This window comes from Parabacteroides goldsteinii DSM 19448 = WAL 12034, from assembly GCF_000969835.1.
In the GTDB taxonomy this organism is placed as follows: domain Bacteria; phylum Bacteroidota; class Bacteroidia; order Bacteroidales; family Tannerellaceae; genus Parabacteroides; species Parabacteroides goldsteinii.
Window position 1 is genome coordinate 2,632,834 of sequence record NZ_KQ033912.1, and the last position, 22,475, is coordinate 2,655,308.

Annotated in this window: 15 protein-coding genes; 8 read left to right on the forward strand and 7 right to left on the reverse strand. The window is 44.7% G+C overall.

What is annotated here, in order from left to right:
- Positions 1-83 precede the first annotated feature (83 nt).
- The 5 genes from HMPREF1535_RS09550 (at position 84) to HMPREF1535_RS09570 (ending at position 12,068) form a co-directional block, all read left to right on the forward strand.
- Positions 84-2,744: a transglutaminase-like domain-containing protein gene (locus tag HMPREF1535_RS09550; protein WP_046146483.1), complete on the forward strand. Its 2,661-nt coding sequence runs from the start codon at positions 84-86 to the stop codon at positions 2,742-2,744.
- A 212-nt stretch (positions 2,745-2,956) separates the two neighbouring features.
- Complete coding sequence (locus HMPREF1535_RS09555) at positions 2,957-3,838, forward strand: Rpn family recombination-promoting nuclease/putative transposase (protein WP_046145982.1); 882 nt, start codon at positions 2,957-2,959, stop codon at positions 3,836-3,838.
- Positions 3,839-4,355: 517 nt separating this feature from the next.
- Positions 4,356-8,894 (forward strand): DUF6383 domain-containing protein, encoded by a 4,539-nt coding sequence (locus HMPREF1535_RS09560; protein ID WP_046145983.1) that lies wholly within the window; start codon positions 4,356-4,358, stop codon positions 8,892-8,894.
- A gap of 467 nt (positions 8,895-9,361) precedes the next feature.
- The gene (locus tag HMPREF1535_RS09565) at positions 9,362-9,673 is read left to right on the forward strand and encodes a hypothetical protein (RefSeq protein WP_148499106.1); all 312 of its coding nucleotides are present in this window, start codon (positions 9,362-9,364) and stop codon (positions 9,671-9,673) included.
- A gap of 187 nt (positions 9,674-9,860) precedes the next feature.
- Positions 9,861-12,068: a DUF3987 domain-containing protein gene (locus tag HMPREF1535_RS09570; RefSeq protein WP_046145985.1), complete on the forward strand. Its 2,208-nt coding sequence runs from the start codon at positions 9,861-9,863 to the stop codon at positions 12,066-12,068.
- A gap of 171 nt (positions 12,069-12,239) precedes the next feature.
- Here HMPREF1535_RS09570 and HMPREF1535_RS09575 read toward each other — a convergent pair whose 3' ends face one another.
- From HMPREF1535_RS09575 to HMPREF1535_RS09585, 3 genes are read right to left on the reverse strand one after another with little or no spacing between them, the layout of a single operon-like run.
- On the reverse strand, positions 12,240-12,764 hold the full coding sequence (locus tag HMPREF1535_RS09575) for a hypothetical protein (RefSeq protein WP_046145986.1): 525 nt from the start codon (positions 12,762-12,764) through the stop codon (positions 12,240-12,242).
- Positions 12,727-13,464, reverse strand: a complete 738-nt coding sequence (locus HMPREF1535_RS09580; protein WP_046145987.1) for an ImmA/IrrE family metallo-endopeptidase — start codon at positions 13,462-13,464, stop codon at positions 12,727-12,729. The genes HMPREF1535_RS09575 and HMPREF1535_RS09580 overlap by 38 nt, the downstream gene beginning before the upstream one ends.
- Positions 13,451-13,804: a helix-turn-helix domain-containing protein gene (locus HMPREF1535_RS09585; protein WP_010800997.1), complete on the reverse strand. Its 354-nt coding sequence runs from the start codon at positions 13,802-13,804 to the stop codon at positions 13,451-13,453. The genes HMPREF1535_RS09580 and HMPREF1535_RS09585 overlap by 14 nt, the downstream gene beginning before the upstream one ends.
- A gap of 252 nt (positions 13,805-14,056) precedes the next feature.
- Here HMPREF1535_RS09585 and HMPREF1535_RS09590 point away from each other — a divergent pair, with 252 nt between their 5' ends.
- A complete protein-coding gene (locus tag HMPREF1535_RS09590; RefSeq protein ID WP_010800996.1) occupies positions 14,057-14,515 on the forward strand; it encodes an HU family DNA-binding protein in 459 nt (152 codons plus the stop codon).
- A gap of 34 nt (positions 14,516-14,549) precedes the next feature.
- Here the strand turns inward: HMPREF1535_RS09590 and HMPREF1535_RS09595 are convergent, their stop codons facing one another.
- Positions 14,550-14,774 carry a DUF4248 domain-containing protein gene (locus HMPREF1535_RS09595; protein WP_044245457.1) on the reverse strand — a complete coding sequence of 75 codons (225 nt, stop codon included), beginning with the start codon at positions 14,772-14,774 and terminating at the stop codon, positions 14,550-14,552.
- A gap of 88 nt (positions 14,775-14,862) precedes the next feature.
- On the opposite strand from HMPREF1535_RS09595, the gene HMPREF1535_RS09600 reads away from it, so the two are divergent.
- Entirely contained in the window at positions 14,863-15,348 is a 486-nt protein-coding gene (locus HMPREF1535_RS09600) for a glucosaminidase domain-containing protein (RefSeq protein WP_046145988.1), read from the forward strand.
- A 231-nt stretch (positions 15,349-15,579) separates the two neighbouring features.
- On the forward strand, positions 15,580-15,912 hold the full coding sequence (locus HMPREF1535_RS09605; RefSeq protein ID WP_046145989.1) for a hypothetical protein: 333 nt from the start codon (positions 15,580-15,582) through the stop codon (positions 15,910-15,912).
- Positions 15,913-16,013: 101 nt separating this feature from the next.
- On the opposite strand, the gene HMPREF1535_RS09610 is transcribed toward HMPREF1535_RS09605, so the two are convergent.
- The 3 genes from HMPREF1535_RS09610 to porN all read right to left on the reverse strand — a co-directional run bounded on the left by HMPREF1535_RS09610 (position 16,014) and on the right by porN (position 22,438).
- Entirely contained in the window at positions 16,014-17,735 is a 1,722-nt protein-coding gene (locus tag HMPREF1535_RS09610) for a RagB/SusD family nutrient uptake outer membrane protein (RefSeq protein ID WP_046145990.1), read from the reverse strand.
- Between the two features lie 30 nt (positions 17,736-17,765).
- Positions 17,766-20,990 (reverse strand): SusC/RagA family TonB-linked outer membrane protein, encoded by a 3,225-nt coding sequence (locus tag HMPREF1535_RS09615; RefSeq protein WP_052716677.1) that lies wholly within the window; start codon positions 20,988-20,990, stop codon positions 17,766-17,768.
- 353 nt (positions 20,991-21,343) lie between these two features.
- Positions 21,344-22,438: a type IX secretion system ring subunit PorN/GldN gene (gene porN, locus HMPREF1535_RS09620; protein ID WP_010800990.1), complete on the reverse strand. Its 1,095-nt coding sequence runs from the start codon at positions 22,436-22,438 to the stop codon at positions 21,344-21,346.
- Between the last annotated feature and the right edge of the window lie 37 nt (positions 22,439-22,475).

A 22,475-nucleotide genomic window follows, 5' to 3' on the forward strand; every position in this document is an offset into this window, starting at 1 on the left:
CAATGGTTTGAATGCCGAAAAAACAAGCTTATATACTGATTAATGAATATATTACGTATATTTGCCGGCGTAAAATAAACACTATGCATAAAACACATTTATTCGTATTATTGTTCGCTCTCCTGATAGGGACGGCGTGTAACAAAGAGAAGCACTTCATCTCTGACAATGCATTCAGAGCCGAAGTAGAGAAAGATTTCCAGGCCAAACAGGCAGCCCTGCCTGACGGAGATCTGTTTGCAGTTTTCAATCAACAAATGACGCCGGAAGAAAAAGAGGCGCTTACATTCCTGTACGCCTATATGCCGATCGGCGACATTACCGACTATGATGGAAAACTTTACCTGGATAATATCCGCAGTTCTTTCCAGGCAAAGCAGGAAATGCCGTGGGGTGACAGTATCCCTGAAGACATCTTCCGTCATTTTGTTCTTCCTATCCGTGTAAACAATGAGAACCTGGACGAAAGCCGTATGGTCTTCTTCGACGAACTGAAAGACCGTGTGAAAGGCATGTCCTTATACGATGCCGTGCTGGAAGTAAACCACTGGTGTCATGAAAAGGTAATTTATACGCCTTCCGATGCCCGTACCAGCTCCCCGTTGGCTTCTGTAAAGACAGCTTACGGCCGTTGCGGTGAGGAGTCTACCTTTACGGTGGCTGCGCTTCGTTCGGTAGGTATCCCTGCACGCCAGGTATATACCCCGCGTTGGGCACATACCGACGACAATCATGCCTGGGTAGAAGCCTGGGTGAACGGCAAATGGTATTTCCTGGGTGCCTGCGAACCGGAACCGGTCCTGAATCTGGGATGGTTTAACGGTCCGGCTTACCGGGGCATGCTGATGCATACGAAGGTATTCGGCAAATATAACGGTCCGGAAGAAGTGATGCTTGAAACAGACGGTTACACAGAAATCAATGTGATCGACAACTACGCACCGACAGGCAAAGCCATCGTGACCGTAGTCGATACCGACGGTAACCCTGTCCCCGATGCAAACGTGGAATTTAAAATCTACAACTATGCAGAATTCTATACCGTAGCCAATAAGAAAACCGATGCCGAAGGAAAGACTTTCCTGACCGCCGGTAAAGGTGATATGTTCGTATGGGCAACCAAAGACGGTAAATTCGGTTTCGATAAAGTATCTTTTGGAAAAGGTGACGCGACGATCAAGCTGGATAAGAAACCGGGGGATGCACTCGGAGCAGTTACTCTTGACATTATTCCTCCGGTAGAAGGCTCTATCCCTGCCGAAGTAACTCCGGAACAGAAAGAGGCCAACGCCAAACGCCTGTTGGAAGAAGATGCTATTCGTAACAAATATGTAGCAACTTTCTATACCGAAGAAAAAGCCGAAGCATTGGCTAAAGAACTCGGTATCGACCCGCTGAAGACTTCCGACTTTCTGATCGGTAGCCGCGGTAACTGGATGGAAATCGAAAAGTTCCTGCGTGAAACTCCGGCTGATAAACGTCCGGTTGCTATGGCGTTACTGGATGTGATTTCGGCTAAAGACCTCCGTGATACGCCGGCTTCCGTTCTGGCAGATCACCTGAATAATACGGAAGAAGTAAAGAGCGAACAGTTCAATAATTATATATTGAACCCGCGCGTAGCTAACGAATTCCTTACTCCGTATCGCAGCTATTTCCAGGCAAATGTAGATGCTGCACTGGCGAAACAGGCAAAAGAGGACCCGCAGGCTCTGGTTGAGTGGGTGAAAAAGAATATCACAATCAATGATGCATTGAATCCGCAGCGTATTCCGGTTATGCCGATGGGTGTGTTCAAGGCCCGCATTGCCGATAAGGGTTCACGTAATATCTTCTTTGTCGCAGTTGCCCGTAGCCTGGGTATCCCGGCACGTATCGAACCGGTAGCCCGTAAGGTACAGTATATGAAGGATGGCAACTGGATGGACGTTGACTTCGAAGCAGCCGTTCAGACTACAGCCAAACAAGGTAAGGTGGTCGCTTCCTACAGTCCGATCAAGGCTTTGCAGGATCCGAAATATTACAGCCACTTTACGATTGCCAAGATTCTTCCGGATGCGAAGTTGCAGACATTGAACTTCGAACGATCCGGCAATGTAGATATGGGCGTTGGCGATACCTGGAGCAGTATGTTGAAGAAACCGTTGTCGATGGACGAAGGTAACTATATGATGGTAACCGGAACCCGTATGGCAAACGGTAGCGTCCTGGCCGAAGTATCTTTCTTCAACGTAGAACCGGACAAGACAACAGATACTAAGCTGGAAATGCGTGAGAACACCGACGAGGTACAGGTAATCGGTAACTTCAATTCGGAAAACAAGTTCAAACGTGCCGATAACGGTGAAGAAACCAGCGTACTGGCAACAACCGGCCGTGGTTATTTCGTTGTAGCCATCCTGGGCGCCCGTCAGGAACCGACCAACCACGCTATGCGCGATATCGCAGCCGTGAAGAAGGATCTGGAAGAATGGGGCCGTAGCATGGTACTGTTGTTCCCGGATGAAAAAGGTTACAAAAACTTCGATCCGAAAGAGTTCGGCGACCTGCCGGGCACAATCACATACGGTATCGATGCCGATGGTCATATCCAGAAAGAGATCGCATCGGCCATGAAGTTACAGAATGCCAGCCAGCTTCCGATCTTCATCATCGCCGATACCTTCAACCGTGTCGTATTCGTATCCCAGGGATACACCATCGGCCTGGGCGAACAGTTGATGAAGGTGATACATAAGTTGTAAAATACAATTTGCATAAATAATCAGCCCTGTATTCGGTAGTAAAGAAACTCCCGGATACAGGGCTTTTCTATGGAAGGGCTAGCATTTTATTAAAAGGACAATATAATCTGTATAAAAGTTTTTTTATACCAGGTGAATACTTTATATTTGCCGCAAGGATATGAAAATCCTTGTAGCACTAGTATTATTAACAACTAAAATCGTAAATAACTATGGGAAAGTTTATCAATCCCTGGGTCGATAGGGGTTTTAAAATCCTGTTTGGCCGTGAAATCAGTAAAGATTTGCTGGTAGATTTCTTGAATGATCTGTTCGATGGAGAGCACAGTATTGTCGATCTTACTTTCCTGAATGTGGAATTGCCTTCCGAGACGATAGAAGGGCGTGGTGCCATATTTGATCTGAAATGTAAGGATGCTGATGGTGCCGTATTTATCGTAGAGGTCCAAAATGCTTCCCAATGTTATTTCCATGAACGCGGATTATACTATCTTTGTAGAGCAGTGTGTGAACAGGGAGAAAGAGGTCCGGAATGGAAATTCGGTATCTGTCCGGTATACGGAGTATTTCTGTTGAACTTCAAGTCCGGACGAACCGATAAACTGCGAACGGATATAATCCTGGCAGATAGGGAGACAGGAAAGCTGTTTAGTGATAAGATCCGTCAGGTCTACCTGGAGATGCCCTTCTTTACGAAAGAGGAGGATGAGTGTGAAACCCCTTTTGAAATGTGGTTATATATATTAAAGAATATGGACAAGCTAGAGCGTATGCCTTTTAAGGCACAAAAACAACTATTCGAGAAACTGGAACAGATTGCCGGTATAGGAAATCTCACCAAAGAGGAGCGCCTGGAATATGATGAGGCGCTAAAGGTGTATCGTGACTGCAAGAATATTGTTGATTATGCTAAAGATGAAGGACATGCAGAAGGCAAGGTTGAAGGTTTGGCGGAAGGTCGTGTGGAAGGTCGTGCCGAGGGGTTGCTCGAAGGGATGCGTCTTATGGCTGCAAACTTGAAAAGACAAGGGATAGATGTTAAAGCTATTTCAACAGCTTCGGGCCTTTCCGAAGAAGAGATTAATAGTTTGTGAGTCCTTTTTATAGGATCAATGAGTCAGGGCTATCGTTTTTAACGATGGCCTTTTTTGTGCCTGAAATGCTCTGAAATAACCCTTTTAACATTTGCATGCCAAATTCCTACAAAGAGGTATGCTGTGTATCAGCATATTAATATATGTACGCGTGTTTAAATCCATACATATAATTATGGTGTAAAATGGTAGATAATATATTGTTTTATAGTGTAATTACGAATGTATAGTAATGACTAAAAGAAAGGTTCCTTTTTTCTCGCCAGCAAAATTAAATATAACTTTTGAATGGGCAATACATTCCTCAATATTTTTTCCTAAACCTATGTGCTTTCTTATCAATTGGATAGCAAAGTAAGTATAAAATTGCTTATTTCTTGCACAAAGTCAAAATATGCCGAAAATAATGGCGAGAAAAAAGGAACGTTTTTTCTAGTCATTCGCTTCTGAGTAACGTTCCTGTTCTGTGATTAAAAGGCTTTTAAGTAACACTATTATTAATATTAAACAAAAGATTATGAACAAAAAGTTTTCTACACTTGTGGCCGGTATTTTGCTGGCCGGTTCATTTCCGATTCTGGCACAGAATGCACATCTGGAGAATGGAGAGGTCACTTACCGTTCTCAGTTTGTGAAAAGTGCATCTTTGGACCAGGGGTTCTTCGGGGTGAAAAACATAGAAGCGGGCAAATGGTATCAGTTGGCGGTTAATATGGCTGATGATGCTAAAGCTAACGGAGCTACTTATGTGTTGACTCAGGAACGTGATTATTCAACCGGCAGATTGTATCTGGCTGTTAAGCCGATTCAGGATGCTGTGCTCTCTCATTCTTTATGGAAGATTCAACGTGTTGGTCAGGAAGTAAACGGAAGTATTTATACTTTTACTAATAAAGAAACCGGTTATACGTTGACATTCAATCATGAGGATGCGAAACTTCTTACGGCTGGGGATTTGGCAAATATGGAGGCTATCACAGATGCTGCGGCTCAAGCTGCAGAGCCAATCGTAAGAACATTGAAAACAGGTATACCTTCTGTGATCAGAGGTTGTGCTACCAACTGGGCCTGGTATACAACTCAGGAACAGACTAATCATAACTTTGATTCTAAGTTGCTGTATACTTATTTCCATGCAGATAATCAGACCGCATCTCAGGATTCAATCATGGCATTGGCTATGGTAAAAGTAGGACCGGAAGCAAACGTTCGTTACGATGCCGATCATTATTATGTAAAAACAGTAAAAGCATCTGCTAAAGCATTTGCTGATGCCGATTTATATGATCTTGATGACAATAAGGACCTGGCTTTGGTTCATATCCGTCCGGTAGTAGCCGGTGCAAAGGTATTGAATGCTGATGAAGTGAATTCAATGATCGATGCTGACGGAACCAGCTTGGATTTTGCAGCCAATAATAATGCTAAGTATCCTGGCTATAACCGTGATAATGTTACACGTGACTTTGCTAAGTTCACATTGTTGAGCCCGAAGACAGGTCAACCTATTACTGTTTACAACAATCCGTTTGATGTAGCCTGGATCGCTAAAACCAGTGACTTCGGTGTGTTGGATCGCAGAAACTTCAATCCGAAGGTTCAAACAATCGCTTCTACTACAGTAGCTGCTGACTTTAATAATAATGCTAATGCCTATGCCGGCTATAACCTTTTATTCCAAAGTAATGATGATAAGTCTAAATATTTGAAAGTTTGGGATGAATTGTATGAAACGGAAGAAGGCGGTAACTATAATGCTCTGAAAGTTGCGGGGGCACCTTATACATATAAAGGCAATCGTGAAATGACTTCTGATGAAGCACGTTATCATTGGAAAGCAACTTACTATGCTACAAATGATAGCCTTGTATTGGAACCATTGAATGCTTCACGTCATAATTATGAAGGAGATCAGATACCTCTTACAGTAGCCCAATATTTGAATACTGTAAATGAGGCTAAAGCCTTCAGTTCGAATTCAGGTGAGTCTAATGCTTATAACAAAGCTGCCGGTGTTCCGGTTGCATTGTATCTGCAAAACCTGGGACCGGCTGCCGGTGACGTAAAAGGTTATCTGACTGTAGGTTCTCCGAATGGATTGAATACTTATGTAGACAAGAAGTATGCTGCTGCCCCGAAATTCGATGCAACAACAATTGCTTATCCTCAAAAGTATTTCTATGCAGATGATGAACAGAATGAAAAGCTTTATTTATCAGGAGCCACACAAGCTAACACTGTTTGGATGGTTGCCGGTAACAACCCGGCTTATGTGACAAACGGAGCTTCTTATGTGGACATGTATACTGGAGCTAAAGCAAAAGATGTAAAGAATGTAGATATTGCACATGAATCTCCTCAGGGAGCTAATGTTGATGCAACAACTGTAGATTACAATTCTCTTTATGCCGCGACACTCACTGCTACTCAGTGGCTTCGTCTGACATTTGATTCAAAATACACTCCGCTTATCCGTGACTCTTACGAAGATGCCCTGTATTTTATACAGTTGAAGACAGATAAGCCATTGGCAGGTAACGGTAGCCGTATTAATAATGCTTATTTGGTTTATAACCATGTAGGTCGTCTGATGTATGCAACTCCGAATGAAAACCAGGATTTCGGTATCATGCCGTCTGCTCAGTGGGTTATCAAACAGAAACCTTGCCTGAACAAGAGTGATATCAATAAGAATGGAACTCCGGAAGTACAGATTTTCAACCGTGAATATGGTAAGGGTTCTTATGCGGAAGGCGAAGAAGTTCCCGTATTTGAAGGCCAGTTGTATCAGACAACTATCGATGGCGTGAAATATAACTACATCATCAACCACCGCGATTATTATAATGTGGCTCGTGCAAACGGTACATTCACGATGAATACGCTGACTTGCTCGGATACGTTATTGATCTCGAAAGTCGATCCTGAAAAGTATGCCGAAGCTTATGAAAGCGAATATCATGGTTACAAACATGTGGATTTCCACAGTCTGGCAGAATCTGCTAATCAGCCGTATTATCTGAAATACAATGATAAGCATAGTGATGACCTGACTACAAATACCGATAAATATTTGTATTCGAATGCTAGCGGTTATCTGGCTGTAACGAATCCGGATAATGCCGACTTCATTAACCAGAAGAACTTGTTCGAAATTGAAACGATTAAATCACACGTTCCATACGGTTACAGCGATATTAAAGGGTTGGAACCGTTGAACAGAACAGTTTATGCCCTGAAGGTTCGTGACAACAATGTTATCGACAACAACCGCAAATATGTTGTGGTATTGAAAGATGCGAAGAACAACCAGCGTTATGCTGTTCGCGAATTGAAAGACATTAACGGTCAGGATGTGAAGATCGCTGAGTTCTATCTGAAAGCAGACGAGCTGACTAACGATAAGACTGATACTTGCTACGTATTAGTGGATGTTCGTTCTTACGACAAGGTTAGCGGAAAGGATGCAGCCAATGCTATTAACTTGAATAATGATATATTCAATGTTAAGAATGACCTGGATGCCGATGTAAGCAAAACATTGTCTCATTTGCATGTATTCGATGAAAATGCTCCTGTAGCACATGCTTTATATAATGATGCGGCAGATCGTAAATTCATCAATAACGGATGGCAGATTCTGGAAATGGTAAATGATCCTGACAAACTGTATCCGTATGCAATGGATAACGAACCGAATTATGACTGGTCAGCCTTCCAGTTGGTTCGCAATATTCGTCCGTTGTATAAACCGGTTGCTGAAGACCGCGAAGTAAACGGTAATATCAATATCGTAGTGAATGATGGTATCGGCGGAGTAAAACAGGCGTTGTTTGAAATGTCCAAAAATCAGTATGCCGATATTACGAATGCAAAAGAAGGCATCAACTATGCCGGTGTAACTTCTGAAGGTATCAAGCCGGGTAAGGAATGGAATACTTCTATTTATGTTGATTCTGTAGTTACTTCACCGCTTGCTCCGGTTGCAATGCCTCAGTACATGTTATGGGTAGCAAACGATACTATTGCAGACGGTTTCTATTGCGAAGATTATCTGGAAGCACCGGGTCACGGTTATTTCGACAAGCAGGATGCTGCAGATGCAGAAGACATGGAACACTATGTATATTATAATGGTTATGTTTCCGGCCGTATGTTGGTTAACTTCAATGACTCTGTTGCCCTTTATACGGGCCTGAACAAGCTGGATGAAGCAAGCCGTTATAAATATAACAACCGTACCCGTCTGGGCTTCGTAGAAGGTGTCCATATGGTTATTACTGCTGATGAATTACTGACGGCTGATAAGAAAGCTTTCAAGGATGGTGCAGAGAAGTACTTCCCGAAAGCAGATTTCGCACAGTTGAAGAGCAATTTGGCTTCTTTGACAGATCAGGAACTTGTATACGTATTGCGTGGTACAACTTTGGCTGATATCCGTGATACAAAAGGCTTCATCAATCCTAAAAAGTTGAATGATGCTATCAACGCTAAACAGATTGACGTGAAATACCTGAACGGTACTCATCGTAACTATGTATGGGCATTGCGCTATACAGAAGATGAAATTACCGATCCGTCTATTGGTGAAGGTACAGGTCGCGGCCATAACGACTTCTTGTTGGAATCTTTCGATAAAAAAGATGGAGTAGCAGGTGATGCTTCGATAGGAGGTTATAAAGGTGCATGGGTGAAACTGGATAACAATGTTCCTGTATTAGCCAGAATCACAACGACAAATGGTGATCATGACGATCTGGGTGCAACAGATATTAGCGAAGGTTTGAACCAGGGTCAGATTTTCAATATGACTGTAACGGAAGATTATGCTACATCAACGGATGAAGTATCTGTATCTGCAGTTAAGGTATTCGCAACTACAGGTGCTGTAATCATCAAGGGGGCCGAAGGCAAGAAAGTGACTATTAGTAATGTTCTTGGACAGGCTGTAGCTAGCACGGTAATCACTTCAAGCGAAGCTACTATCTCTGTTCCTGCAGGTGTAGTATTTGTAGCTGTAGAAGGCGAAGTTGCTGTCAAAGCAATTGTAAAATAAGGAATTTTTATAATCAATAGATTTTGACTGCGTGGTAGAGACGGATTGATACGTCTGTCTCTACTAATTAACCTGCGACAGGCGAATAAGCGGTCGATATTAATACTAAAGTAATGAAATAAAGTTCTTCTGTTCGATCTCTGTGAAGAGCGAAGACAGACAAAAACAAACCCCGGGGAATACGTTCTCCGGGGTTTCGTCGTTAGAAATAATGTGGCAATATAGAAAATAATGGGCCAATGTGGCAATATAGAAAAAGTGAACTATCTGTTTAGCAACTGGTTGTAGCTGATAATAATTGAACCTCTTGCTATCTTCGTTAGCACATTGTCTCATTGGCATATTATTGCTACTAACAAAACCCTGTGTCATCACAGGACAATTATAAAGAATAAAAAGATGAAAAAAAACAACAAGTCATCCTCTCTTTGGATGCGCTGTGCGACGAGATAAAGCGTCTGCACGGGATGAGAGAAGAAAGCGGCTGTCTGTCGCGTAGTAACGAACGGAAACTGAAAGCCTGCAAACGGAGGCTGCAGGGGCTGCTGGGAGCAGTCGTTCTTTTTCCTGAAGACCGTCTGCATATTCCGGCAAAGGAACATATGCTGCTGGCCTTCTATATGGGAGAATTGAATAACCGGTTGAAAGAACATTTCGGTGAAATCAATGACGGTAAGCTGCTCGCTCTGCTCTTCGACATATTTGAATTTGAGGTATCTCGTGGAACCTTCCTGAGATATTACTATATGTCGGAGGATGAAAAGGAAAACGGGAAATAAATTTTCTCCCGATTCCCCTTAAAATTGACCGGTTTATAGTGCTCGCTTTCGTGGCTCAGTCGCACCAGAAGCCTTGAGACTGCGTTGGTGAAGACTATGACCGGTCTTTTTAACTGCTTTTTGTGTAAGAAAGGAATGCCTATATTGCGTCCATATTAACCGGCTGAACAGCCTAAATTTAAATAGTATGAACGCAACACCTTCAGTCTCTTATTTCGTGAAACTTTACCTGTCGACATCACAGTCCTTTACCCTGGAAGAAATCATTATCCTGATCCGTACCCGACGCTGGATACATGAAATAACCGCTTACCGCACTGCCCTGGCTTCCGGTGACAAAGAAGCTGCCCGCTCCCTGAAAGCACAGCTTCCGGGCTTTACTCCCTCCGGCCTGTTCAAAGGAGGGCATCGTGCCAACCAGCTGGAAGCCTATAGCCAGGTGGTGGGACTGGATTTCGATCATGTGGCCGACCTGGCTGCATTGATCGCTCTATTCCTCCGGCAGCCTTTTACGCTGGCCTTATTTATCAGTCCCGGAGGTGAGGGGCTGAAAGTCTTTGTCCGTGTCGATACCGCCCGCGAAGAGCATGCCGCTGCATTTGCAGCGGTAGCCGCCCATTATGAGCACCTCTCAGGCGTTTTCTGCGACCGTGCCTGTAAGGACATCAGTCGTTGCTGCTACGTGAGCGATGATCCGGAGGCTTACTATAATCCGAAAGCTCAGGTATTCTCCCCTGCCTCTGTTGTGCAGGGCCAGGTGTTTGTACACGACTGGCTGCGTGCCCATCCTGCCGTCGAAGGCAGCCGCAACCAGACTGTCTACCGACTGGGTTGCGAAGCTAACCGGAGAGGCTTTGACCGCAATGAAACGGTCTCTTTTTGCATACCCCTGTTGCACGGTGACGACTTCCCTGAAGAAGAGATCCGTCAGGCTTTATCTTCTGCCTATCAGGGACATACTGATGAGTCGGCTACCCGTCCTCCAAGCAAAAGGACAGAAAAGGACAAAAAGGACACCGCCACATTTTCGGGTGAGGAGCTTCGCGAACAAACCCCTTTTCTACCGGAAAATATAACCACCGGTCTTCCCCTTTTGCTGGGCGATGCACTTCGTTTCTACACCGACCGCCGCGAGCATGATATGGCTTTCCTGGCAGCCTGTACCGTATTGAGTGCCTGCCTCCCGGGAGTATGGGGTATCTATAACCGAAAACGTGTCTATCCCCATCTTTTCACGGTCGAAGTGGCTCCGGCGGCCAACGGCAAAGGGTGTATCAATGACATGCGCCGCCTGGCTGACAGCTATGCCTCACTGATCGAGATCGAGACGAAGCGTAAGGAGGACGAGTATCTTCAGGCGTTAGAAGAATGGGAACTGAAGAAAGCGGCTGCCCATCAGAAGAAACAGGCGGTAAAAGTGACCGATGCCCCTGTAAAAGCCTCTACCTGCTATTTTTTCATCCCTACCCAGATAACGAAAGCCAAGTTGTTGGTTCACCTGGCTGAGAATGGCGAGGTCGGCGGACTGATGGTCGACAGTGAGATCGATACTCTGATCTCAGCCAGCCGTCAGGACTATGGGCAGTTCGACGATCTGTTGCGTAAGGCTTTCCAGCATGAACCTGTCGCCTCCTCCCGTAAGGTGGATAATGAGATGATCCGCGTTCCCCAGCCGCGTCTGGCTCTTTTGCTGGCGGGTACACCCGGACAATTTCCCCGCCTGGTGCCGAGTGCGGAGAACGGGCTGGCAAGCCGTCTGCTGCTGTATACCTGCCGCAGCAAGGCGGTCTGGCAGGATGTTTCGCCTCAGAATGGAGCGGAAGGTTTTGAGGTCTGGATCGACAGTCTCTCCGAACGTGTGCGTGATATAGCCCTGTTGCTGCGTAAACGACGTTTGCAGGTGCGCCTTACTCTCCGGCAGTGGGATGAACTGAACCGTCACTTTGCGCAGCTATTGCGTGAAACCGACCTGTTTGGGGAAGAAGACTTCCTGGGTGCCGTGAAGCGTCACGGACTGATGACTTTCCGTCTCTGCATGATCTTTACCGCTCTCGATGTCGCTTCGCTCGATTACGGGGTGGACGAGCGTTTCTGTGACGATGTTCATTTCCGGGCGGCCCTTTCCATAGTCGATGTCTGCCTCGAACACAGCCGCTTGCTGATGACGCAGCTTACCGCCCCGGCAGATATCCCCGAGCTTACCTGCCCGGATTATTTCCGTAAAATATTCGACCGGCTGGACGATCAGTTCACCGTGTCCGACTTGTATGCGCTCAGCCAGGCAGCCGGTATAAACGACCGTTCCGTCAGACGCCACCTTTCCCGTTTGGAGCCGGTCTTCATCACCCGTCTGTCTCACGGCCTCTACCGTAAAAACACTTCCCCTGCCGCCTGATCGGATGAGTGTTTTCTGAAAATGTGGCGGTGTCCTTTTTGTCCTTTTCTGTCCTTAACTTTTGTTTCCCTCTGACATTCAGTCTTTTACCCTGTAGTCTACCGTGCAACAGGGTATAGGGGAACAAAGGGTAGGATATAGGGGAGAAGAAGGTTCCCTATAGGGCGAAAATCAGATTTGTACAGTACATGCATACTGCGTAATGTCAATGATCGGAAGTTTACTTCCTGCTTTATTTACAGCTTGCATAAATCCGGAACATTCCTCTTTTGTCATTTTCTTCCTGCAATAAGCATAATATAAAAAATCGAGTGTGGTCAGATAGGTAATATTATTTTTGGAGCAATATTCTTTTATATCTCTTAAATTGCTGCTCCCTAAAACATCTTGATTATCTCTGCAATAAATCATACATGCACTTTCACCTTTTCCTAATGTGCGTTGTAGTGAAAAGAACTCTTTCCTGGAATCCCCTTGGGGAGCAAAAACTTCTTTTCTCAATGTAGGGAAGAATCGAAGGTAATTGTCTATAAAATCTCTGGTTCTGGAGTTTTTAGAGACCTCACTATAGACTACATCCAATATCAGATATTCATATTCCGGAAATATGTCAGGTAATAGCGAAAAGCAATCTGCCTCCATAAAATGAATAATCACATCAGCGTCGAGTACTATCTTCGTTTTCTTCTGTCCCATTGATATTTATTTTATGGAGTAACTCTATATAGTGACTTTCCGAAATTTTCTCTTGTTCAAATAGATGGCGGGCCTTTTCTCCGAAATCACCAATGACTAATCCTTCGTTTGCCGGTTCGTATAGAGCTGTATCATATCCGAAACATCTGGCTGAATATTTTACTCCTGCTTCCGCTAATTTGGAGCGTGTGCTTTCCGCTATAAGTCCGATGTTCAATAATCTGTATAATAAAGCCTGTCGGGAAACTGAAAAATAATGTTCGAGTTTTAACACCGTAGCGATCGAAATGTTTTTAGTCTTCAACTCCGTTTCAGGTATCAACTGGCATATACCTGCTTCCGGCATCAATAAGGAAGAAGCGAACATGTCGGCACATTGTTCTGTCAGGTTCTTACTGCCATATCCGGGATTGCATTTGTGTGGGGTCGGTTTATCTTCTATATAAAGATGGTATAATTCATGTGCAATCGTAAAGTGTTGTCTGCCTTGTGGCTGGTTGGAGTTAATGAGCATGAAACGATGCGCTGAACTATCTTTCAGGCACATGCCTGAAAAGTTTTCGGATAAAGGTCTGAAAATCGTAAGTATGTTTAGTTTCAGAAGTAAGCTTCTTAAGGTTATGGGTTCGGATGAACTGAGTCCGTTGTCCGTCCGAAACTCTGAAACCTGCTTTTCTATGATAAATTTATTCGGTTTCATTTTGTGCTATACGTTCCATTTTGAGGTAAGACTTTACAATATCTTTGAATGCTGCTATTGCTTTCAAATCATTGTCTTCCAAATCTGAAATTCTGAAAGCTGTAGCCATTATTTCATTCTCCGCCTGAATATTATCTTCAAACAGTAGAATAGGCTCACAACCGAATAGGTTTGAAATATTTTCGAGGATATGATATGGGACTTCTCTTGTACCTCCTTCATAGTTACTATAAGCAGAGCGTTCAACACCAATAAATTTGGCTGCCTGATCTTGTGTGAATCCGGATAATTCTCTGATTTTCTTTAGGTTTTCTCCAATGATCTGATTCGTCGTTTTCATGAATCTTCTTCTTTTATTCTGTGGCAAAATTACCTTTAAATTATTATATATACAAATATTGCCACAGAAAGTTCATTCATTTATAGTTCTTTAGATGAATGGTTGCCTTCCGGTTATACGGGTAAGCAGTAACTTTCCTTTTCTTTCCACTCTGTCCCCCTCCTTCCGTCCCTTTCCGTTGGCCGGATGATGCCGGTTGTATCTTTGTTATGTGATTAATAAACAAGATGTTTAACTTTAAAAAGTATGATTATGCCAGCAAAGTACACATTGGTATTGCGTAAAGACATGCGCAAAGGGGCTGCGGAAGGCAGCAAGTTGTTTTATGCGAACGCGAAAGCGGCAGGGACGTGTGGTATGTATGAGTTATGCGATCTGATCTCGCTGTCGTCCACCGCTTCACCGGGTGACGTGCGGTTGATACTCGATTCGTTGATCGAGGTGATGAAACGCAGCCTGGGTAAAGGGGAGGTGGTACAGGTGGGCGAACTGGGGAATTTCCAGTTGCAGTTCGGCAGTACCGGTACGACGACGAAAAAAGAGTTCAACCAGGCGCTGATCAAAAGCAAACGGATTGTGTTCCGTCCCGGCAAGATGCTGCGCGATGCGATCAGCAATTATTCTTTTGAAAAGATTCCCGATCCGTCGGACAAAGAAGAAGGAAGCGGGGGAGAAGGAGGCGGAGGAAGCGACCGTCCGGAGATCGAATAGGGGGATAGCCCGGCAACCTGGCAGAGAGCCATTTTTACGGCTCACCCAGGTGCTGGACGATATAGTCCTTTTGTCGGGGAGTGAGGTATTTCTTTCCCGGATGCCAGCCTGATTCTTCCAGTTGGTCGACGAGTGTCCTGCTTACGCGGACCCATTTCAACAATTGCATCGTGGCACTTTTCTGTGAAATATTGGGAAAGTATTGCAGGGCAAGCTCGCCCCATCCCCATACTCTGTTCTGATTGAATGAATTTTCCATACGACATGTATTTGAAGGTTTATATATCAATAAAGATACGAATTATTACGTACATATTCAAATAAAACAATAACTAATATCATATAAAATGGATAAACAGATACAGTATTTGCAGACATGTCTGCCGGCAGCCGAGAAGGCGGGTGGGACCTATGACATGAACCCGGTAGTAATCCTGGCACAGGGTGCGCTCGAAAGCGGTTGGGGTACTTCACATTTGGCCAGGGAACATCATAACTATTTCGGTATCATGGGGTACGGGGCATCCAACGGCTATTGGCATGGCGAGCGGGCGAAGGTGGAAGGGACCGGCGGGGTGCATTATTTCCGTCATTATGTCGGTGTGGAATTCTCATTCCTCGATTTTGCCCGTCTGATCCGCACCGGTTACCGCCGTGCGTGGAGTTTCAGCCGCCAGCCCGAAGCCTATGCGAAAGAGATAGCCTACAGCCCCTATATCAGCGAGCAGAACGGAGATAACCGTGAGTTATACCGCCGTAACCTGATTGCCATAGCCGAGAAGATCATCACATTAAAGGATATGTATGATTGGATGCGGGGAAGGGCAAAATAATGTGCTAATGGGATAATATGCCAATGTGCCAATTAGAGAAATAATTGAGCTATCAGTTTATAGTGCCGGGAGTAACCAATTCCCCTCTCGAGAGGGGATAAGGGGTGTGTTAAAGCTAGTTATAGGGCGAAACTATGACACACCCCCTTCCCCCTCTCAAGAGGGGAGCCAGTTACAACCAGTCAATAATTAGATAGTTCACTTCTGATAACAACATAAACATTTAAAACAATGAATAAATTAAGACAAATCCTGCAATTTATCAGAGCCCTGCTGGGCTTTTTGTTGAACCTGAAAAAGAAGGAGAAAGATGAGAAGAAAGAGAAAGTGGTTATGCCGGATAATCAGCCGGAGGTGGCTCGTGTGTTACCTGGTGATACTGGGGATGACGGCTTTGTGGGCGGACCGTACAGAAATCGTCCTAGCCTCGATCGGGGCCCTGTTGACACTCTCGGGGTGCGGAAACGATTCCGGGGAAGATTCCGGAAACAGCTTACCGTCGCGGCCGGATATACCCTGATGCTGTGTGCAGTAGGGAGTTGTTTGGTGAAGATGATGAGGTGATAACGTAGAGGGGCAGACTAAAAAAAGAATCGAACGCGGACGATAGGAGTTTTCCGCGTTCGATTTTTTCTGTTAATCAAAAGTAGAACGTTTCATCCCTTTTATTCGGTCCAGTCTGAAATAACGGCCGACGGGTCCGGATTCAAAACGATGGCTGTGTTTTTAAGTGACTCGAATTTACTGAAGAAGATATTGAACCAGGGGGCGCAATACCCTTCAATAGAATTCATGCGGTAGCCTACCGGTGCGTTGGTGCCGGGATATCCTCTTTTAACAGGTAATTCCAAACGTTTGTAGTCCCAGAAAATGATTCCTTCTCCCCAGAATTCAATCCGTTTTTGCAGTATGAGTTCTTTACGGAAATCATCCAATGTAGTCGCCTGGCAATTATATTCCGGATAGCGATAGGTAGTCATAAAACTGTTGAGGGCATTTACGCCGGCTGCAACTCCCTGGCTTGCAGCTAATGCTTCGGCCTCAATGAAGTACATCTCTTCGACACGCATCATCAGATAATCGATCGTAGCTCCTATGTTGGCATCGATCATGTTGCCTTCTTTCGGTTTGAATTTCAGGTTCGTGTAAGCTGGTAGCTTTTTGAAATTGACATCGGATAATATGGTACGATATTTGTTTCCCGGTTCTTTTCCGGCATCTTCCGGGGCTATCCAGGTAATTTTACGCCAGTCCGTATCCGGTATTTGATCGTATAAGGCCTTGCTGATTGTGCGGATAGCCCAGTAGGTGGAGTTGCCTACACCGAATGTCTGTTCGGTACATATATTTCCGGCATAGTTCAACCATGTGCTGTGGATATTTTCCTGGTTCATGATCGAACCCCATAACCAGGCGCCGGTTTGGATGGTATTGAATCCGGCCGTATAGTTTTTGCCTCCGAACCATTCCGATTCCGATAACGGTTGTGCTCCACTGTTTGAGATGACTTTGCGGGCATATTCAGCAGCTTTTGCATAACAATCTTTGGCAGAGTTGACACCGAGGTCGACGTTCTGGGTGAGGGCTGACAAATCATTCGGGTATTTTTCGAAACGCGTACCCATTTCCAGCCATAGGCGTGCTTTCAACCCGTAGATGATTGTCTGGTCCGGCATATTCTTGGCAGGCCGGGTGTAGTCTTTCAGGTATTCTTCGGCATCGTCGAGATCGTTCAGGATATATTCATACATGGTGTAGAAAGGGACCCTGGGGTTGTCGCGGGCTTCGCTTTCCGTTATATTCTCGTAGATGATGGGAACGGTCAGGCCGTATATCTTATTCGCTTCGGCTTCGTTGTCCAGTTTGGCTATGCCTGTTTTCTTATACTCGAAGAAACGGGAGATATCCATATAGATTAAAGCCCGGAATGTTTTGGCGATCCCCAAATACTGCCTGTTGGTTTCGGTGGCCGTTTCCGGGTCGATCAGGCGTATCAGGTTGTTGGTGTTATTGAGGAATTTGTAGTAGTAGTAATACAGACTGTTTACTGTACTGTTTTCCGCCAATGCCAGACATTTTCCGAATGAACTGAAGTAATCGTAATTTGAATTATAGACGAAGAAATCTTCGCACATCGTCTCTCTTGTCATGCCGAACGCACTATAGCCGAAGTCGAAGTTATAACCTTGACCATAGGAATTATACGTGTTGATATATCCGACGATTGCACTCATCATAGCCTGCATACCGGCTGGCGAGTTGGCTACCTGATCGGCTGTGGCCGTAGAACTTTCGGGAAATGTTTGTTCGATACAGCTATTCATGCCCAATCCCAGGAAAAACACGCTGGAAACAATTACTGTTTTAAATATATTTTTCTTTTTCATTGTTTTATGCTTTATGGAATTTGTGTGATTTTAGAATTGTAAACTGATGCCACCGGTGAAAGTGCGGAGCGGGGATATTTTTCCCGAAGCACCGACTCCTGTGTAGGAGCGTCTGGGATCCAATCCTTTTCTCTTTGACCAGTAATATACATTATCGCATACAAAGTATAAACGAAGATTGTCTATGCCCAGATAAGAGGTATATTTCTTGGGAATGGTATATCCTACCTGTACGTTTTGCAAGCTGAGGTAGCTACCATCCATCAAGAAACGATCCGACATGCTGGTGGTGTATAAGTCGTTGAAATACCAGCGCGGTATGTTTGACCCTGTATTTTCGGGCGACCATGCGTCTGCGATGTCTTTGTGCCAGCGGTTACCGACGCTTGAGGCTGTCGGATTAGCCATGATGCCTGCATATCCGTAATCGTAGGTTTTGCCTCCGATCGTATAACTGAATTGGGCAGAGAGGTCGAAACCATAGACATTCAGTGTCGTACCGAAACCTCCGTACAGGTCCGGGTTGGGGTCGCCGCACAGATAATAGTCTGCGCTGGAGTTGGTGGTTGTGGTCTTTTTTTCTCCTGTTTCCTTGTCGGTGTAATACCACATGGACAGACCTTCTTCCGACACACCGGCATACTGGCGCATATACCATGTATTGATGGGTAATCCTTCTCCATAATACCTGCTTCCGTCCATATAACCGCCGTGGCCTTCCATCTCTGTCGTCTTTTTCTCGGCAGGCAGATAGGTGATCTTGTTTTTATAATGAGTCATGTTGAAGTTGATCGTCCATGAGAAGTTCTTTTTATTGAACGGGGTATATCTCAAATCGAGTTCGACACCTCTGTTATTCATGTCTCCGATATTGTCATAATAACCTGCATATCCCAACGACAGAGGAACGGTGAACCAGTTTAACAGATCGGTCGTCTTGCGGTTGAAGAATTCGAAGCTACCGGTCAGTTTATGTTTGAATAATTCAAATTCAACTCCCAGGTTCATGTTCGTATTTGTTTCCCAGGTGATATCTTTATTTCCTTTGCTGGCAAAGGCGAGCGATAACTCGTCATTGTTGTTTTTAATGGTATAGGTATCGATATACCGGAAGTTACCGATATTGTCGTTACCTTGCTGTCCGATCGAGAATTTGATTTTTAACAAGTCTACCCAGTTTGTTTTGAACCAGTCTTCTCTCGAGATCAGATAAGCAGCTCCGATGGAATAGAAATTACCCCACCAATGATCCGGATGGAAGCGTGAAGAAGCGTCGCGGCGATAAGAACCGGAGAAGAAATACTTGCCGTCGTAATCGTAGAGGCCGCGGAAGAAGTATCCTTCCGTATTGTAATCCGTTGCGTAGGAGTCGGCAGAAGCAGCGTCAATGATGGCTCCGTTCAATTCATGGTTCTCCCAGTAAGAGAACATGTTCTTTTTGCCGGCAGATAATTGGACATAGTTGTATTTATAATTTTCATGTCCCAACATGGCCGATACGTTATGTTTACCGAAACTGCGGTTATAGTTTAAGATCTGCTGTAAGTTTAGTGTGGTTGTGCGGTAATGGTAAACGGATATGGTACCGTTTTGCTCCGCCCCGAAACCGTAGAATGGGTTGCTGGTTGTGAAATATCTTTGTTCGCGTACTGTCGTTCCTGCGTTGAACGTGAATTTGAAGTCTTTCAGGAAGGTGATATCGACAAAGCCGTTACCGTTAAACGTATTTGCATTTGTTTCCGACAGATTGAGAATGGAGCTTTGTATGGATGAGTTCGGAAGAACGGGGCGGGCTAATCCCAACGCGGTATTTGTTGTTCCGTAGTCATACAGTTTGCCGTTTTCATCGGTCATGATATTTCCATGCTCATCTCTGATATAGACCGGGTAGATAGGGGCAACTTGTTCTACGACACTTGCCATATCTGTGCTATAGTCTTCTGACAAGGTCGATGTTTCGCTGTGAGTATAGTTTACGTTAGCACCGAATTTCAACCAACTCTTTGCCTGGTAAGAACCTTTGAAGCGGGCAGAATAGCGTTCGTATCCGGCATTGGGGACAATACCTTCGTCGTTCAGGTAACCAAAGGAGCCGTACATTTGCATTTTGTTGGTTCCTCCGGATATATTGACGTTATATTCCTGCCGGAAGGCGCTGCTATATGCTTCATCGACCCAGTCGTCGGGAGATAACGTATATCCGTTCACTACCCGTCCTAATTTGGCGTTGGGGTTTAGTCTTCCGTCTTTTCCTATCAGGTATTCGTTTTCCGGATAGTTGAATACGTTATAGGTTAAGCCGCCGTTTTCTTTGGTATTGCCTACCATATTGATATTCGCCTGCGTATATGCGTCATTTTCAGATAATCCTTTGACGTATCTTAGTTGATTATATAATGCTTTATAATGAGCTTCGTAGTATTCTCCGGGGTCTTTGATGTAGTCGTAATCGATGGTGCCACGCGTATTTACGCCCCATTTGGCGGAAGCCGTCACTTTTGCTTCTCCCACTTTTGCCTGTTTCGTGGTGATAATAATAACACCATTGGCACCTCTTGCTCCGTAAAGAGCATTCGATGCAGCATCTTTCAATACGGAAACCGATTCTACATCAGAAGGGTTGATATTGTTCCAACCTCCTTCATAAGGCATGCCGTCGACAATAATCAACGGGTCGATATCAGCATTGATAGAACCTATGCCTCGTATGATAAGGGATGGAGAACCTCCGCCAGGCTGTCCGGAACCAGTTGTCATTTGTAATCCGGCAACCTGTCCTTGTAATGATTGTACGACATTGGTGGTTGAGCGTTGTGTCAGTTTTTCTGCGCTGATAACTGTGGCTGAACCTGTGAATGCTGATTTTTTGGCTGTTCCATAGGCTACTACGATAACTTCATCCAAATCCTGGGTGTCGCTGACCATTTTGACGTTTAGTATACTTTCCCCTTTCCAGATTATTTCCTGGGTTTTTAAACCGACGAAAGAGAATACGAGTGTCGAGCCTTTTTTGACATCGGTCAGGGTAAATCTTCCTTCTGAGTCAGTAATTGTTCCGGTGGAACTGTCTTTGATGAAAATGGAGGCTCCGACAACGGTTCCGTTTTCATCTTCTACGATACCGGTCACTTTGCTTTTTTGTTGAGTTACCGCAGCTTGTCGGGAAAGAGTATTCGCTTCTGTGTGAATATTCCCAAACAAATTGAATACTGACAGGATAATCAACACTTTGGTCAGTTTTAGTTGAGTTAACATAAGCCTGTGATTTAAGAGGTTAATAAGTCGCAATATTATACTAGTGAAAACTTGTAATTTAGATGAGAGACATAGTCTTTACAGAACTATGATATCTTATCGTGTCAAAAATAATAATATTTTTCTTATTAGGTATTAAATTGTGAAAAATAAGTTATAGAATCTCTGTTCTTTCTTTAAAGAAGAGTGTTTTGCACGCTAAATGCCCCCTGTTTTACTTATCTCCTACTTTCTTATAGGACAAAAGGCCATAGTTCTGTAAAAACTATGGTTTGTTAGATAGAATTTGATAAAAAAAGTAAAGGCTACATCGTGATGACATAGCCTTTACTTTTTCTTGAGTTTATATGTTCTTATCTTCTGCGACGTACGCTTCGAACCGGAGAAGATTTCTCGGCTTTCGGCGCTTTTGTCTTTACTGTTTTTTCTTTGGTTTCTTTAACAGCCTTTTCGGTAGTGGCTCCGCCTTGTCCGCGGGCTGATGATTTTCTCGCTTTTTTAGCCGCTTTCGGGTCTTCTACCTGAGTAGTGTCGGGTTGGAACCAGAGTGACTTTTCGAAGGCAACCAACTGGCCTTCGATGCGGTCCTGTTCTTTCTTGAGGGAATCGGGAGTCGGGCAGTAAGCCATCAACGGCTGATTCATCAGGTTCTGTGTCTTATAGATCTCGCCTTCGAACATACGGCGGCGGAAATAGTCGTCGAGCGTGAAGGTCATGGCATTGTTGATGTTCGATGTCATGATAAATGCCGTGTTGATATACGGGCGGATACTTTCGTAAGGAATCCAGAACATGGGCATGGTTAACTCGCCGACATCACCTGAAGTGGTCATGATCGGGCAGATGGCCAGTGTCTTTACATCGAATACGGAGTTATTCTGGTCGAAATACCAGGCTTCCTTTACATAATAAGAGCGGACGGTTTCGGAAGGAATATCGCTTTCGTTGATCACGAAAGTGGTTCCCTGGTTACCTTGTCCGGGTACTTCCTCATAATAGATGCCGAAGCGGTCGAGCATGTCTTTCAGATTGATCTTGCTGTTGTCGCTGAAATCTTCGTAACCGTCTTCATACTGGTATGCATCTATTTTACCTTCGCTGATCAGACTGAAGATGATGGAGAAAAGGTTCATCTGTCCGTTCATCGGGGTGACCGGATAATACAGAGGAGCATTCTTCTCTTTCATCAGGTCTATCTGCCGGTACATGACACGCATCCAGCGGGCGTTGCCCACTTCCTGTGTCATACGCTCGTTCATATCCTGTGCCCGCACGGTCAGTTCGGGTATACCGGTGTCTTTCTTATCATTAGCCCGTTCTCCGCGGGTGGCCTGCGGGCTTCTTCTTGCCCGTTGCTGGGTGTTTCCTGTTTCTTCCTGTGCCTGTATGGAGGTAGCTGTGAAGAACAGGGCGCTTGCAATTGCCAGTATGTAATAAAAACGTTTCATATTTTATATTCTTAGTTTGAGGGCGGTTCGCGAACCG

What these genes read in the sequence shown, in the direction of transcription:
- HMPREF1535_RS09605 (WP_046145989.1), top strand. Translation starts at nt 15,580, where the DNA reads ATGAATAAATTAAGACAAATCCTGCAATTTATCAGAGCCCTGCTGGGC.
- HMPREF1535_RS09610 (WP_046145990.1), bottom strand. Translation starts at nt 17,735, where the DNA reads ATGAAAAAGAAAAATATATTTAAAACAGTAATTGTTTCCAGCGTGTTT.
- HMPREF1535_RS09595 (WP_044245457.1), bottom strand. Translation starts at nt 14,774, where the DNA reads ATGGAAAATTCATTCAATCAGAACAGAGTATGGGGATGGGGCGAGCTT.
- HMPREF1535_RS09580 (WP_046145987.1), bottom strand. Translation starts at nt 13,464, where the DNA reads ATGAAACCGAATAAATTTATCATAGAAAAGCAGGTTTCAGAGTTTCGG.
- HMPREF1535_RS09570 (WP_046145985.1), top strand. Translation starts at nt 9,861, where the DNA reads ATGAACGCAACACCTTCAGTCTCTTATTTCGTGAAACTTTACCTGTCG.
- HMPREF1535_RS09590 (WP_010800996.1), top strand. Translation starts at nt 14,057, where the DNA reads ATGCCAGCAAAGTACACATTGGTATTGCGTAAAGACATGCGCAAAGGG.
- HMPREF1535_RS09600 (WP_046145988.1), top strand. Translation starts at nt 14,863, where the DNA reads ATGGATAAACAGATACAGTATTTGCAGACATGTCTGCCGGCAGCCGAG.
- HMPREF1535_RS09575 (WP_046145986.1), bottom strand. Translation starts at nt 12,764, where the DNA reads ATGGGACAGAAGAAAACGAAGATAGTACTCGACGCTGATGTGATTATT.
- HMPREF1535_RS09585 (WP_010800997.1), bottom strand. Translation starts at nt 13,804, where the DNA reads ATGAAAACGACGAATCAGATCATTGGAGAAAACCTAAAGAAAATCAGA.
- HMPREF1535_RS09555 (WP_046145982.1), top strand. Translation starts at nt 2,957, where the DNA reads ATGGGAAAGTTTATCAATCCCTGGGTCGATAGGGGTTTTAAAATCCTG.
- HMPREF1535_RS09565 (WP_148499106.1), top strand. Translation starts at nt 9,362, where the DNA reads ATGAGAGAAGAAAGCGGCTGTCTGTCGCGTAGTAACGAACGGAAACTG.
- HMPREF1535_RS09560 (WP_046145983.1), top strand. Translation starts at nt 4,356, where the DNA reads ATGAACAAAAAGTTTTCTACACTTGTGGCCGGTATTTTGCTGGCCGGT.
- HMPREF1535_RS09550 (WP_046146483.1), top strand. Translation starts at nt 84, where the DNA reads ATGCATAAAACACATTTATTCGTATTATTGTTCGCTCTCCTGATAGGG.
- HMPREF1535_RS09615 (WP_052716677.1), bottom strand. Translation starts at nt 20,990, where the DNA reads ATGTTAACTCAACTAAAACTGACCAAAGTGTTGATTATCCTGTCAGTA.
- porN (WP_010800990.1), bottom strand. Translation starts at nt 22,438, where the DNA reads ATGAAACGTTTTTATTACATACTGGCAATTGCAAGCGCCCTGTTCTTC.